The following is a 12,654-nucleotide window of genomic DNA, read 5'->3' on the forward strand; positions in this document are numbered from 1 at the left end:
ACGGCGGGCTACCCCGCCCTCCCCAGGACGCCGAGCACCGCCTGGGTGACCACGTCCGGTCGGCTGCTGTGGATGTGGTGGTCCGCCGCCGGGACCACGGCGTGGTCGCCGGCCGGTGCGGACAGGGCGACGGACTTCTGGAGGTCGGTCCAGCGGCGGCGCATGCCGTCCGGCATGCCCCGGCTCGCGCTCAGGACCGTCACGGGTACGTCCGGCAGGCGCGACGCGGCGCGGCGGCGGCGGATCTCGGGGGCCGCCTCGGTGATCATCCGGTTCTCGGCGGCGGCGGAGCGGACCTGCTGTCTGCCGCCGGAGGACGCCAGCCACGCGGCGGCCATCAGCTCCCGTACGCGCGGGTCGTCGGTCGTGCGGGCCGCCTCGCGCGCGGCGCGCCGGTGCCGGGAGCGGCCGGTGAGGCGGAGCGCCGTACGGGCCGCGAGCTGGCGCGCCTGCATCCCCTCGGCGACCCGGCCCAGCCACGGCTGGAAGTCCTCGTGCGCCGGGTCCAGCAGCACCATGCCCGCCAACAGGTCCGGTTCGGCCCACGCCACGAGCTGGGCGAGCAGGCCGCCCCAGCTGTTGCCGACCAGTACGCACGGGCCGTCGCCGACCCGGGCCAGGAGCGCGGTCAGGTCCTCGACGGCCGAGTCGAGTGTGAGCCGGTGGACCGGGTCGCTCCCGCCGAGCCCCGCCCGGTCGTACGCGATCACCCTGGTGCAGCGGGCGATCGGTGACAGCACCGGGGCCCATGTCAGCGACGGCGTACCGCTAGCCGCGTCGAGCACGACGGTCGGACCGCCCTTGCCCGCCTCGATCCAGCGCAACGTCCGCCCGTAGCGGTCCAGTTCGCCTCGTAACGCGCCACCGGGCACCAGTGCCCCGACAGCCTCCGCAACCGCGTCGTCCACGACTTCCCCCTCCAGCAGATCAGCGCCCGGCGCTTGCGCCAACGAATCTGCGAGGTGATCGGTTCCGTATCTGCGCGGCCCTTTGGATCGAGGGTCGGGCCGGTGCGGTGGAGAGGCGCGTCAGCCGGTGAGCAGGTCCGGGTTGTCGGCCAGGGCGGCCAGGTGTGCGCGCGGGTCGGCGATGAGCCTGCGGGTCGAGAGGTCGAGCATGCCCGCCACTCCGGAGACCTCCGCGGCGACCGTGCCGTCGTCCTTGACGATCTGCTGCTCGACCGTGAAGGTCTTGCCCTCCCCGTAGACGAACCGGCAGGTCACCCGCACCGCGTCGCCGCCGCGCAGCTCGCGCAGGAACTTGACCGTCGTCTCGAGCGCGACCGGGCCCACCCCGCTGGCGAGCAGCTTCTCCTGCGGCAGACCGGCGGCGCGCAGCAGTTCCCAGCGCGCGTGCTCGGCGTACTGGAGATAGACGGCCTGGTTCAGATGGCCCTGCGTGTCGAGCTCGTAGCCCCGCACGGTCACGTCGGCGAAGAAAGTCATGCCCACGGCAACGTCACAGTGCTGTCCGGCATTCCCGCCGGGAACGGCCGGCGGTTCCGGCTTTTCGGACGGCGACGACGGGGCACTCGTGGTGGCGTCGGATGCATGCACATTCCCGCGAGGGGAGGACTCATGGCCGGAGAGCTGCGAGCCAAGGACATCATGACCAGCGGCGTCCAGTGCGTGGGCGCGCATCAGTCGCTCCATGAGGCGGCCAAAATGATGCGGGACCTGGAGGTGGGCGCGCTGCCCATCTGCGGTGACAACAACAGGCTCACGGGCCTGGTCACCGACCGGGACATCGTCATCACCTGCTGCGCCGAAGGGATCAACCCGGCGGAGGTCCAGGCGGGTTCGCTGGGCGGCGAGCTGCACTGGATCGACGCGGAGGCGGACGCCTCCGAGGTCCTGGAGACCATGGAGAACCACCACATCAAGCGCCTGCCGGTGATCGACGTGGCCGGCGGCCACCGCCTGGTGGGCATGATCACCGAGGCGAACGTCGCCAAGAACCTCAGCGACCAGCAGATCGCGGAGTTCGCGACCCGCGTGTACGCGGAGGCGTGACACCACCCACGTACGGCACCGCCGCGTCGTACGACTCGCGTCACCGCGCCCCACCCGAAGGGGTGCGGTGACGCGCCCAGCGCCACTGAGCCCCTGAGCCCCTGAGCCGCTAGCTCGACGACTCCGCCGCCGCGTCGAGGAGTATCGCGGCGAGGGCGTCGGGCCGGGAGAACATCGGCCAGTGGCCGGTGTCCAGCTCGACCAGCCGCCAGTTCTCGCCGGTCAGCAGCCCGGCCACGACGTCCGTCGGTTCCGGGCCGTCGAGCAGGCACTTGACGTACGTCGCCGGCAGCGCGCCGAGCGGACCCGACAGCACGGCGGGCTCGGTGAGCGTGGCGCCCGGGTGGGGCGTCGCACCGCCCAGGAAACGGGCTATGTGCTCGTCGGTGAGGTCCTGCCCGTCGCACTCGGCGGCCGTCGCCGGAGCCCAGAAACCGCCGTTGGCCGTGATCGCGGCCTCCAGCGCGGGCGGGCCCTGCCACCAGCCGGAGGCGAACGACCGGCCGTCGACCGGCACGTCGGAGTCGACGAAGACGACGCGCGACAGCCGGTCGCCTATCCGCTCCGCGGCCTGGCCCACGGGGATGCCCGAGTAGCTGTGGCCGACCAGGACGACGTCACGCAGATCCAGCCGCTCGACCGCGTCCACGATGTCCCGCACATGGGTCTGCTGCCCGGCGGGCACACCCTGCTTCTCCGCGAGACCCGACAGCGTCAACGCGTGCGCCCCGTGGCCCGCCGCACGCAGCTTCGGCACCACGTCGTCCCACGCCCACGCTCCGAGCCACGCCCCGGCCACCAACACGAATTCCGTCATGCCGAAAACGTAGCCGAGGGGTCTGACAGCCACGCCCCGAGAGCGGCGAAGTCCGCGTCCGTCAGCCCGTGCCGTGCGTCCACGCGACGGAGCAGGGCAGGACCCGGGTGGTGTGCGCGGACCCAGGCCCGGTCGGCGCCGGTGACCTCGTCGTCGACCCAGGCGAAGGGGCGTCCGGCCGCGTGGTCGACGAGAGTACGGGTCTTCCAGTGCAGCCCGGCGCGTGCGTCCCGCGCGTCCGTGTCGGACGGCTCGGGCCAGTCCACCACGGGCAGCGGCGGCAGACCGAGCCTCGGCGCGAGGCACTCGTTCGCGTCGGCCATCCACGTCGTCGCCCAGACCAGGTCGCACGGCAGGGCCGCCAGCCGGGGGCCGAGGGCGGGGTCGATCCGGGACAGCGGCGGGTTCTCGCCGGGCCCGCAGGGCTCCCCGTGGACGGGGCCCCCGGCCTGATAGCGCGCCCCGCCGAACGGGATGATCGGCCCGTCCACGTCGAGGAAGAGCAGCGGACGCGCCGCGGAACTGGTCACCTCCGCAGGCTAACCGCGCACGGCGGCCTCACGAAGGCCGTATCCGCCCCGCCTCGGAGGCCGCCCCGCCTCAGAGACCGGCGCGCGTCAGGCGGTTGGCGAGCGTCGACATCGTGTACGTACCGATGCCCATGACGACCTCCAGCGCGTTCTGCGGGGTGAAACCGTGCGCGAGGAAGGCGCGCAGTTCCGCGTCGCCGACGGCGCCGGACGTACGGAACACCTCCAGGGTGAACTGCCGTACCGCTTCCAGCCGTTCGTCGTGAAGCGCGCGCTGCTCGCACAGCGCGGTGATCAGTTCGTCGGCCGCGCCGAGCGCGCGCAGCTTGCCGGTGTGCATGGCCGCGCACACATGGCACTCGTTGCGGGTGGCGACCGTCATCACGACCACCTCCCGGGCCACCGGGTCGAGCGTCGTCGCCTCGAAGGCGGCGCTCAGCCTGAGGAACCCGTCCAGCAGATGCGGGGAGGTGGCCAGCCTGGCGACGGCGGGCGGCAGATGCCCGAGCCGCTCGACGGTGGACGCCATGGCGCGGCGGGAGGCGGGCGGCGCCGACTCCAGGGTGTGTTCGGCGAACATGGGGGCGGCTCCTACAATGGACAACATGGTTGACGAATCCGACGCCGAAAACGTAAACCAGGTTGTCGAATCCCGCAAGGCGCTTCCCGGCGAGCCGGGCGAGACCGGTGACGCGCCCGGATACGAGCTGCCCCTGCTCCTCTTCGCCGGGTTCCGCTCGCTCGTCGACCGGCTGCACGCCGAACTCGCCCGCCAGGGCCACCCCGACGTCCGCCCCGCCTACGGCTTCGCCATGCAGGCCATCGGCACGGACGGCGCCACCGCCAGCGACCTCGGCCGCCGCCTCGGCGTCTCGAAGCAGGCCGCCGGCAAGACCGCCGACCGCCTGCTCGCCCTCGGTTACGCGGAGCGCGCGGACGACCCGGCCGACGCCCGCCGCAAGCTGATCCGCCTCACCCCGCACGGCCTGGACGCCCTGACCCGCTCGGCCGCGATCTTCGACTCACTCCGTACGGAATGGGCCCGGGCGATCGGTCCCGACCGCCTGCGCGACCTCGAATCCGCCCTGCGCACGGTCACCCCGCCGGAGAACTTCCACCTGGACGCGGCGGGCTGGCTGGGCGGCGCGTGACGCCGTTCCGGCGCCGTGACCGGTCACCGTGCGTATCGTTGTACTGCGCGGCTGCATGCGTCTCTCACGCAGCCGGGGAGGAGCGCCACGATGACCGCCTTGGACGAGCGCAGGATCGAGATGGCCGAGAACAGCGACGCACGCACCCTGGACGAGATGTTCCAGTGGCTCGAGTCCGCCCCCGAAGGATTCAAGGTCGAGATCGTCGAGGGGGCCGTCTTCATGTCGCCGCAGCGGCAGAACCACTGGGAAATCATCCTGGACATCATCGAACAGTTGCGGGCCAAGTACGCCCGCCGACAGGTGAAGTCAGACGTACGCATCGACTATCCGGGCAACCTCAACGGCTACGCCAGCGATGTCACGGTGCTGAAGGAAGGCGCAAGCGACCCCGCCGACGGGCGCCTGCGCCACCAGGACGTCGAGTTCGTGGCCGAGGTCATCTCCAAGGGCACCGGGCAGAACGACTACGGCCCCAAGAAGACCGCGTACGCCACCGCCGGCGTCCCCGTCTACCTCGTCGCGGACCCGTACCAGCGCAAGTGCCACGTCTACACGGACCCGGCCGACGGTGACTACACGTCCGAGACCATCGTGACCTTCGGCAAGGACGTCGACCTCACCAAGACCCCCGTCGGTCTCACCCTCTCCACGGCGGACTTCCCCCACGAGTGACCTCCGCCCCGGTCGGCGTTCACCCCTGAATCGCCTGCTCGTCGCCCCGATCACCGGCCAACCACGTCGGTCCGGCGCGGAGCGGCCACCGGGGCCGGGGCGGCGAGATCGCCCCGCAGGACCCCGGAACACACCGCAGGCAGGGCCGTCAGGGCCGGACGCATCCGCATGCGTCCGGCCCTGACACTGTTTCCGGCCCGGGCAGGGCGAGATGACGACGTACACACAACCGTCTTGGCATGTTCACCCCACCTCCCCGTCGCGCTGGAATGCTTTTCGACGTCCTCATCGAACGCCACCCGCGCGCCGGGCAGTTCACCTGCCGATCCCTTGGGGGCGCGGGTGCGCCCGGAAGCAGGGAACCCCCACATGCTTCGACTCCGTACGCCCGCCCCCAGGTCCGTGCTGCTCGGTCTGGCCGCCGGACTGGCCCTGACCTGCGTGGCGACCACGGCCCCCGCCGCCACCCACGAGACCGCGGCGAATCGTTCCGCCGCCAACCACGAGGCCCCGGCGAATCGTTACGCCGCCACCCTGGACGACACCTACTACCAGGGCGCGCTCGGCAAGACCGGCCCGGCGCTCAAGGACGCACTGCACACGATCATCAGCGACCAGTCCAAACTGAGCTACTCCCAGGTCTGGGACGCCCTCAGGAACACGGACGAGGACCCGAACAACTCCTCCAACGTCATACTCATCTACGCGGGTCGATCCCAGAGCAAGACCAGCAACGGCGGCGACATCGGCGACTGGAACCGCGAGCACGTCTGGGCCAAGTCCCACGGCGACTTCGGCACCTCGACCGGCCCCGGCACCGACATCCACCACCTCCGCCCGTCCGACGTACGGGTCAACTCCATACGCGGCAACAAGGACTTCGACAACGGCGGCAGCGCGGTCTCCGGCGCGCCCGGCAACTACACCGACTCCGACTCCTTCGAGCCCCGCGACGCGGTCAAGGGCGACGTCGCCCGCATGATCCTCTACATGGCCGTGCGCTACGAGGGCAACGACGGCTGGGCCGACCTCGAGCCGAACGACCGCGTGAGCAACGGCTCCCAGCCCTACATCGGCCGGCTGTCCGTACTCAAGCAGTGGAACCAGGAGGACCCGCCGGACGCCTTCGAGCAGCGCCGCAACCAGGTCATCTACGACCGGTACCAGCACAACCGGAACCCGTTCATCGACCACCCGGAGTGGGTCGAGGCCATCTGGTAGGCCGCGACGCGCTTCTCCCGCCTCCCGCGGCCGCCCGCCGCGGGAGGCACGCGCCCCGCCCCCGAATGCCCTTGCTTCGAGCGGACTCGAAGGCGTTGGCTATGACCTCATGAAGTACACGCAGCTCGGACGCACGGGACTCAAGGTCAGCCGCATCGTCCTCGGGACGATGAACTTCGGGCCTCAGACCGACGAGGCCGAAAGCCACACCATCATGAGCGCCGCGCTCGGCGCGGGCATCAACTTCTTCGACACCGCCAACGTCTACGGCTGGGGCGAGAACAAGGGCCGCACCGAGGAGATCATCGGCTCCTGGTTCGCCGGCGACCCGGCCCGTCGCGACAAGGTCGTCCTCGCGACGAAGCTCTACGGCAACATGGCCGGCGACGGGGACCCGTGGCCCAACCACGACCGGCTCTCCGCCCTCAACATCCGCCGCGCGGTGGACGCGTCGCTGAAGCGGCTGCAGACCGACTACATCGATCTGTACCAGTTCCACCACATCGACCGCCGCACTCCCTTCGAGGAGATCTGGCAGGCGATGGACGTCCTGATCCAGCAGGGCAAGATCCTCTACGCGGGCTCCTCCAACTTCCCCGGCTGGGGCATCGCCAAGGCCAACGAGACGGCACGCCGCCTCGGCTCGTACGGACTGGTCAGCGAGCAGTGCCTCTACAACCTGGCCGAGCGCCGCGCGGAGATGGAGGTCATCCCCGCCGCGCAGGACTACGGTCTCGGGGTCATCCCGTGGTCGCCGCTGCACGGCGGTCTGCTCGGCGGCGTGATCAAGAAGGAGAACGCGGGCAAGCGCCGGGCGTCGGGACGCTCCGCCGACGCACTCGCCAACAGCTCCGTCCGCGAGCAGGTGCAGGCGTACGAGGACCTGCTCGACAAGCACGGTCTCGAGCCTGGCGAGGCGGCGCTGGCGTGGCTGCTGACGCGTCCGGGCGTCACCGGCCCGATCGTCGGCCCGCGCACCGCGGACCAGCTCGCGTCCGCGCTGCGGGCGGTCGAGCTGGAGCTCTCCGAGGAGGTGCTCACGGGCCTGGACGAGATCTTCCCGGGGCCCGGCCCCTCGCCGGAGGCCTTCGCCTGGTGACGGCTGCGGTGGCGGTCGCGGGGGCTACTGGCCCAGCGCGGCCGCCACCGCGACGATCACGAACATGAGCACCAGCGCGCCGGCCATGATCTGATTTCTTGTCTTGGTCTTCACCCCACGAGGTTAACCCGCACCGCCGAGCGGCCAGGAACCGGCCACTTCGTACCGCGGCTGTTCGCCCGGCACACCGCTGACCGGCAGATTGCTGCGGACCAGCGCGAGCTCCCCCACCTGCCAGGGCGTGCCCTCGAAGGCGCCCAGCGCGTCCACGTACGGGCGGAGGTCGGTGGCGGGCTCGCGGGTACGGGCCACGGTGAGATGCGCCTGGTAGCGGCGGTGCTCCTCCATCCCGACGCCGGCGCGGCGGGCGGCGGCGTCCGCGCGCTCGGCCAGCAGCCGCATCGTCTCGATCCCGCCCGCCGCCCCGACCCACAGCGCGCGATGCCCGAACCGCCCGCCCTGGTGCAGCCGCAACCCGAACGGCGCGGTCCGATGCGCGGCGCGCCCCAGCCGCGCAACGAGGTCGGGCACGACCTCGGCGCCGACCTCCCCCATGAACGCGAGCGTGAAGTGCCACCCTTCGTGACCGGTCCACCGCAGGGTGTCGGCATCGGGGAGCCGCTTCAGGGCTGCGACCTGGGTGGCGAGTTCGTCGACGGCCGCGGGTGGGGGCAGTACGGCGGCGAAGAGTCTCATTCCCCCAGTCTGCCGGTCCGGCCCCCGCTGCGCGGAGCTTGTTCCCCACCTCGCCCCTTCCCGAGACCGGGGCAAGCCCCGGACCCCGTACCGCGCTTCGCGCGGTGGCCTCAATCTCCCCCTACGGCCTGGCGGCCGTGGGTGGGGGCACCTCCCACGCCGCCAGGCGTAGGGGGAGCACCCCCAGGCCGGGCTGGAAATGCCGCTGCGCGGCAAACCAGCCCGGCCGGGCACATCCAGCCCCGCCGGCGTTTGAGGCGCGGGCCCGGGCAGAGCCCGGTTCGGCGGACCCCACGCGGAGCCCTACGCCGCCGTCACCAACCGCTCCCGCTCCACGAACCGCACCCGCGGATGCCCGCCGTGCCACCCCACCGACAGCCGCAGCCCGCCGACCCGCGCCAGCATCACGCCGACGCCGGCCGCGGCCACCGCGGCCACCGCGCCGCCCGCCGCGAAGCCGATGCGGGCGCCGTACGTGTCCGTGACCCAGCCGACGAGCGGCGCGCCCACCGGTGTGCCGCCGGTGAAGACCATCATGAACAGGCTCATGACGCGGCCCCGCATCAGCGGGTCCGTCGCCATCTGGATGCTGGAGTTCGCCGTGACGTTGACGGTCAGGCCGAACATGCCGATCGGGACCATCATCACCGCGAAGATCCAGAACGTCGGCGCGAAGGCCGTCACGATCTCCAGCACTCCGAAGAGCACCGCCGCGCCGACGAGCAGCCGCAGCCGCGACGTGCCGCGCCGGGCGGCGAGCAGGGCGCCGGCCAGGGAGCCGGCCGCCATCAAGGTGTTGAGCAGGCCGTACGTGCCCGCGTCGCCGTGGAAGACGTCGTCGACGAACGCGGAGAGCCAGATCGGGAAGTTGAAGCCGAACGTGCCGATGAAGCCGACGAGGACGATCGGCCAGATCAGCTCGGGCCGGCCCGCCACGTATCGCAGGCCCTCGCGGAGCTGCCCCTTCCCCCGCGGGGCGCGCTCGACCTTGTAGAGCTCGCCGGTGCGCATCATCAGCAGCCCGGCGATGGGCGCGAGGAACGACAGGCCGTTGAGCAGGAACGCGTACCCACTGCCGACCGCGGTGATCAGCACACCCGCGACCGCGGGTCCGACGAGCCGCGCGGACTGGAAGTTCGCGGAGTTCAGCGAGACGGCGTTGCGCAGCTGCTCGGGGCCGACCATTTCGGCGACGAACGACTGCCGCGCCGGGTTGTCGACGACGGTGACGAGGCCGAGCAGGAACGCCGTCAGGTAGACGTGCCAGACCTGGACGTGTCCGCTGAGCGTGAGCACGGCGAGCGCCAGGCCGGTGAGGCCCATCGCGCACTGGGTGGCGAGCAGCAGCCGCCGCTTGGGCAGCCGGTCCGCGAGCACCCCGCCGTACAGGCCGAAGAGAAGCATGGGGAGGAACTGCAGCGCGATGGTGATGCCGACGGCGGACGCTGATCCGGTCAGGCTGAGCACCAGCCAGTCCTGGGCGATGCGCTGCATCCAGGTGCCGGTGTTGGAGACGACCTGTCCTGTCGCGAAGAGCCGGTAGTTACGGATCCTCAGCGAGCTGAACATGCTCTGCTTACGGGCAGGTCGGGCGGACAGGGTGTCGGGGTCGGTCGGTGCGGGGGCGGAGTCTGCTCCGGATCCCGTACTCAAAAGAGTTCGCCTCCTCGGCGTCGGCGGTCATGGCAGGTGCGCGAGCTTCTCCAGGACGGGGGCGGCCGCGCGCAGCTTCGCCCACTCCTCATCGTCCAGACCCTCGGCGAGCGTGGCCAGCCAGGCGTTCCGCTTGCGGCGGGAGTCCTCGAGCATGGTCTCGGCCCGTTCGGTCTGGGTGACCACCTTCTGCCGGCGGTCGTCCGGGTGCGGCTCGAGCCGGACCAGTCCCTTGGCCTCGAGCAACGCGACGATCCTGGTCATCGACGGCGGCTGCACATGCTCCTTGCGGGCCAGCTCGCCGGGTGTGGCGGTGCCGCAGCGCGCGAGGGTGCCGAGCACCGACATCTCGGTCGGGCTCAGCGTCTCGTCGACGCGCTGATGCTTCAGACGGCGGCCCAGCCGCATGACGGCCGAGCGCAGGGAGTTCACGGCGGCGACATCTGCGGCGTCAGTACCGTGGGACAGGTCAGGCATGTTTATTAGCGTAACTCATTAGCCGACCTAAACATAGTCGGTTACGGGGAAGATGCATGTGTCACCCGTATGAGTGAGACGCATCCCGAAAGTGACGCCTGCGCGGCCGAAGTACGACGACCCTGAGCGCATGGGATCGACAGTGCTCAGCCTGCGGATGGACGGTGAGTTGCTCGACCGGATCCGGCAGCATGCGGCGAAACGGCAAATGAGCGTCCAGGACTATGTGGTCCGGACGCTCATTCGCGACGACTTCGACGAGCGCTTCAAGGCGGCCGTCGACGAGACGGAGAAGTTCTACGGCGTCACCTGACGACGCCGACGACGCCGCCTCGACGACGCCCGCCCGGTACGCCGCAGCCGGCTACGTGAGCCCCAGCGCCGGCATCGCGTAGTAGAAGACGAACACCGCCGACACGGCGTACATCGCGGCGGGCACCTCGCGCCCGCGCCCCGCCGCGAGCCGCAGCGCGCTGAAGGTGATGAAACCGATGCCGATGCCGTGGGTGATCGAGTACGTGAACGGCATCATCACCAGCGCCAGGAACGCGGGCGCGGCGATCGTGTAGTCGCTCCAGTCGATGTCCTTGATCGACCCGGCCAGGATCAGGAAGCCGACCGCCACCAGGGCGGGCGTCGCCGCCTGGGAGGGGACCATCGTGGCGAGCGGCGTGAGGAACAGCGCCAGCGAGAACAGCCCACCGGTGACCACCGACGACAGGCCCGTACGGGCGCCCTCGCCGACACCTGCCGTGGACTCCACGAAGCAGGTGTTGGCGGAGCAGGAGGCGGCGCCGCCCGCGGCGACGGCGATGCCGTCCACGACGAGCACCCTGTTGATGCCCGGGTAGTCGCCGTCCTTGTCCATCAGCTTCGCCTCGTCGCCGACGGCGAGGATCGTGCCCATCGCGTCGAAGAAGCAGGACAGCAGCACGGTGAAGACGAACAGGACGCCGGTCAGCAGGCCGACCTTCTGGAAGCCGCCGAAGAGGCTGACCTCGAAGAGCAGCCCGAAGTCCGGGGAGGAGACCGGGTTGCCGGGCCACTCGGGCGTGGTCAGCCCCCAGGACTCGACGTCGGCGACGGCGTGGACGACCATCGCGAGGACCGTCATCACGACGATCGAGATGAGGATCGCGCCCGGCACCTTGCGGATGATCAGCGCGAGGGTGAGCAGCGTGCCGAGGGCGAAGATCAGGACCGGCCAGCCGAGCAGATGACCGCCGGTGCCGAGCTGGAGCGGGACGGTGGTGTGGGCGGCGTCGGGGATGCGGGTGACGAAGCCCGAGTCCACCAGGCCGATGAGCATGATGAACAGGCCGATACCGATCGCGATGGCCTTGCGGAGGCCGAGCGGCACGGCGTTCATCACGCGCTCGCGCAGTCCGGTGGCCACCAGCAGCACCACCACGGCGCCGGCGATGACGACCATGCCCATGGCGTCGGCCCAGGCCATCTGGGGCGCGAGCTGGAGCGCGACGACCGTGTTCACGCCGAGGCCGGCCGCGAGCGCGATCGGGACGTTGCCGATGACGCCCATCAGCAGCGTGGAGAAGGCCGCCGTCAGCACGGTGGCCGTGACGAGCTGGCCGCCGTCGAGCTGATGCCCGTACATGTCCTTGGCGCTGCCGAGAATGATCGGATTCAGGACAAGGATGTACGCCATCGCGAAGAAGGTGGCGAAGCCGCCCCTGACCTCGCGGACGACCGTGGAGCCGCGCTCCGAGATCTTGAAGAAGCGGTCCAGGCCGCCGGCGGCCTGCGGGGGTGTGGGCGGCAGGCCGGGGGCGTCGACCTTGGCGGTGGCCGTGGGGGACATGCGGAGGACCTCGTGAGGGGGTGTGGGGCGGCCGGCTCTTAGAGGTTCATACGAACGAAACCGGTCGGACGCAAACTCGTTCAGTATGAACATATAAGGGGAAGATCGGTATCTCCGCGCGTAGACCCTTGCGGTGACGCCTTCGACACCGACCCATGAGAGCCGCCCGGACCCGGACCTACACTGTGCCCATGGCGAAGTGGATCCCACGGCACGAGGCACCCGAACCCCTTGAGGGGCCGATCGTCGCCACCATCACCGGCGGCACGATCCTCTGGTTCGTGATGTTCCTCGTCCAGGTCCCCTTCTACGGCTGGTTCGCCGACCGCGACCTGACGTGGTGGGTGTGGACCTGCCTGGCCGGCGCGGGTCTCGGGCTCATCGGCATCTGGTACGTACGGGGCCGCGACGCGGCGCTCAAGCGCGCGGCGGCCGAAAAGGCGTCGTCCCAGGACGCCGGGCCGGGCCACCAGGAGCCGGGCGCGACGTCCGCCTGAGCGTCCT

General features: G+C 70.9%; 16 protein-coding genes. 7 read left to right on the top strand and 9 right to left on the bottom strand.

Annotated elements, in window-relative coordinates:
* Nucleotides 1–8: 8 nt before the first annotated feature.
* Both ACWD01_RS19500 and ACWD01_RS19505 read right to left on the bottom strand, forming a co-directional pair.
* Nucleotides 9–908, bottom strand: a complete 900-nt coding sequence (locus tag ACWD01_RS19500) for an alpha/beta fold hydrolase (protein ID WP_451163397.1) — start codon at nucleotides 906–908, stop codon at nucleotides 9–11.
* A gap of 120 nt (nucleotides 909–1,028) precedes the next feature.
* Nucleotides 1,029–1,445: an acyl-CoA thioesterase gene (locus ACWD01_RS19505; protein ID WP_356898384.1), complete on the bottom strand. Its 417-nt coding sequence runs from the start codon at nucleotides 1,443–1,445 to the stop codon at nucleotides 1,029–1,031.
* A 132-nt stretch (nucleotides 1,446–1,577) separates the two neighbouring features.
* On the opposite strand from ACWD01_RS19505, the gene ACWD01_RS19510 reads away from it, so the two are divergent.
* Nucleotides 1,578–2,012: a CBS domain-containing protein gene (locus ACWD01_RS19510; protein WP_451163399.1), complete on the top strand. Its 435-nt coding sequence runs from the start codon at nucleotides 1,578–1,580 to the stop codon at nucleotides 2,010–2,012.
* Between the two features lie 109 nt (nucleotides 2,013–2,121).
* Here the strand turns inward: ACWD01_RS19510 and ACWD01_RS19515 are convergent, their stop codons facing one another.
* The 3 genes from ACWD01_RS19515 to ACWD01_RS19525 all read right to left on the bottom strand — a co-directional run bounded on the left by ACWD01_RS19515 (nucleotide 2,122) and on the right by ACWD01_RS19525 (nucleotide 3,939).
* Nucleotides 2,122–2,829, bottom strand: coding sequence for an alpha/beta fold hydrolase (locus ACWD01_RS19515; protein WP_451163401.1), 708 nt, complete (start codon nucleotides 2,827–2,829; stop codon nucleotides 2,122–2,124).
* A complete protein-coding gene (locus ACWD01_RS19520) occupies nucleotides 2,826–3,359 on the bottom strand; it encodes an HAD domain-containing protein (RefSeq protein WP_451163403.1) in 534 nt (177 codons plus the stop codon). Before ACWD01_RS19520 ends, ACWD01_RS19515 begins: the two co-directional genes overlap by 4 nt.
* Before the next feature lie 70 nt (nucleotides 3,360–3,429).
* Complete coding sequence (locus ACWD01_RS19525; protein ID WP_451163405.1) at nucleotides 3,430–3,939, bottom strand: carboxymuconolactone decarboxylase family protein; 510 nt, start codon at nucleotides 3,937–3,939, stop codon at nucleotides 3,430–3,432.
* A gap of 25 nt (nucleotides 3,940–3,964) precedes the next feature.
* Between ACWD01_RS19525 and ACWD01_RS19530 the strand changes: the two genes are divergently transcribed.
* From ACWD01_RS19530 to ACWD01_RS19545, 4 genes are all read left to right on the top strand, one after another.
* Entirely contained in the window at nucleotides 3,965–4,510 is a 546-nt protein-coding gene (locus ACWD01_RS19530) for a MarR family winged helix-turn-helix transcriptional regulator (RefSeq protein WP_451163407.1), read from the top strand.
* A 90-nt stretch (nucleotides 4,511–4,600) separates the two neighbouring features.
* On the top strand, nucleotides 4,601–5,185 hold the full coding sequence (locus tag ACWD01_RS19535) for a Uma2 family endonuclease (protein ID WP_451163409.1): 585 nt from the start codon (nucleotides 4,601–4,603) through the stop codon (nucleotides 5,183–5,185).
* A 369-nt stretch (nucleotides 5,186–5,554) separates the two neighbouring features.
* Nucleotides 5,555–6,406, top strand: a complete 852-nt coding sequence (locus ACWD01_RS19540) for an endonuclease I family protein (RefSeq protein WP_451163411.1) — start codon at nucleotides 5,555–5,557, stop codon at nucleotides 6,404–6,406.
* Between the two features lie 109 nt (nucleotides 6,407–6,515).
* A complete protein-coding gene (locus ACWD01_RS19545) occupies nucleotides 6,516–7,505 on the top strand; it encodes an aldo/keto reductase (RefSeq protein ID WP_451163413.1) in 990 nt (329 codons plus the stop codon).
* Nucleotides 7,506–7,628: 123 nt separating this feature from the next.
* On the opposite strand, the gene thpR is transcribed toward ACWD01_RS19545, so the two are convergent.
* The 3 genes from thpR to ACWD01_RS19560 form a co-directional block, all read right to left on the bottom strand.
* Nucleotides 7,629–8,201 carry an RNA 2',3'-cyclic phosphodiesterase gene (gene thpR, locus ACWD01_RS19550; protein ID WP_451163415.1) on the bottom strand — a complete coding sequence of 191 codons (573 nt, stop codon included), beginning with the start codon at nucleotides 8,199–8,201 and terminating at the stop codon, nucleotides 7,629–7,631.
* Between the two features lie 303 nt (nucleotides 8,202–8,504).
* On the bottom strand, nucleotides 8,505–9,854 hold the full coding sequence (locus ACWD01_RS19555; protein WP_451163417.1) for an MFS transporter: 1,350 nt from the start codon (nucleotides 9,852–9,854) through the stop codon (nucleotides 8,505–8,507).
* A gap of 27 nt (nucleotides 9,855–9,881) precedes the next feature.
* Nucleotides 9,882–10,331 (bottom strand): MarR family winged helix-turn-helix transcriptional regulator, encoded by a 450-nt coding sequence (locus ACWD01_RS19560; RefSeq protein WP_356898392.1) that lies wholly within the window; start codon nucleotides 10,329–10,331, stop codon nucleotides 9,882–9,884.
* 130 nt (nucleotides 10,332–10,461) lie between these two features.
* Here ACWD01_RS19560 and ACWD01_RS19565 point away from each other — a divergent pair, with 130 nt between their 5' ends.
* A complete protein-coding gene (locus ACWD01_RS19565; protein WP_356898393.1) occupies nucleotides 10,462–10,644 on the top strand; it encodes a ribbon-helix-helix protein, CopG family in 183 nt (60 codons plus the stop codon).
* Between the two features lie 51 nt (nucleotides 10,645–10,695).
* Here ACWD01_RS19565 and ACWD01_RS19570 read toward each other — a convergent pair whose 3' ends face one another.
* Entirely contained in the window at nucleotides 10,696–12,150 is a 1,455-nt protein-coding gene (locus ACWD01_RS19570) for an NCS2 family permease (RefSeq protein WP_451163419.1), read from the bottom strand.
* A gap of 191 nt (nucleotides 12,151–12,341) precedes the next feature.
* Here ACWD01_RS19570 and ACWD01_RS19575 point away from each other — a divergent pair, with 191 nt between their 5' ends.
* Complete coding sequence (locus tag ACWD01_RS19575; protein ID WP_451163421.1) at nucleotides 12,342–12,647, top strand: DUF2530 domain-containing protein; 306 nt, start codon at nucleotides 12,342–12,344, stop codon at nucleotides 12,645–12,647.
* Nucleotides 12,648–12,654: the final 7 nt, after the last annotated feature.

This window comes from Streptomyces sp. NPDC002835 (genome assembly GCF_053591995.1).

Coding starts and splice junctions, on each gene's coding strand:
- ACWD01_RS19535 (WP_451163409.1), top strand. CDS start 4,601: ATGACCGCCTTGGACGAGCGCAGGATCGAGATGGCCGAGAACAGCGAC.
- ACWD01_RS19530 (WP_451163407.1), top strand. CDS start 3,965: ATGGTTGACGAATCCGACGCCGAAAACGTAAACCAGGTTGTCGAATCC.
- ACWD01_RS19510 (WP_451163399.1), top strand. CDS start 1,578: ATGGCCGGAGAGCTGCGAGCCAAGGACATCATGACCAGCGGCGTCCAG.
- ACWD01_RS19515 (WP_451163401.1), bottom strand. CDS start 2,829: ATGACGGAATTCGTGTTGGTGGCCGGGGCGTGGCTCGGAGCGTGGGCG.
- ACWD01_RS19560 (WP_356898392.1), bottom strand. CDS start 10,331: ATGCCTGACCTGTCCCACGGTACTGACGCCGCAGATGTCGCCGCCGTG.
- ACWD01_RS19540 (WP_451163411.1), top strand. CDS start 5,555: ATGCTTCGACTCCGTACGCCCGCCCCCAGGTCCGTGCTGCTCGGTCTG.
- thpR (WP_451163415.1), bottom strand. CDS start 8,201: ATGAGACTCTTCGCCGCCGTACTGCCCCCACCCGCGGCCGTCGACGAA.
- ACWD01_RS19570 (WP_451163419.1), bottom strand. CDS start 12,150: ATGTCCCCCACGGCCACCGCCAAGGTCGACGCCCCCGGCCTGCCGCCC.
- ACWD01_RS19525 (WP_451163405.1), bottom strand. CDS start 3,939: ATGTTCGCCGAACACACCCTGGAGTCGGCGCCGCCCGCCTCCCGCCGC.
- ACWD01_RS19565 (WP_356898393.1), top strand. CDS start 10,462: ATGGGATCGACAGTGCTCAGCCTGCGGATGGACGGTGAGTTGCTCGAC.
- ACWD01_RS19505 (WP_356898384.1), bottom strand. CDS start 1,445: ATGACTTTCTTCGCCGACGTGACCGTGCGGGGCTACGAGCTCGACACG.
- ACWD01_RS19575 (WP_451163421.1), top strand. CDS start 12,342: ATGGCGAAGTGGATCCCACGGCACGAGGCACCCGAACCCCTTGAGGGG.
- ACWD01_RS19545 (WP_451163413.1), top strand. CDS start 6,516: ATGAAGTACACGCAGCTCGGACGCACGGGACTCAAGGTCAGCCGCATC.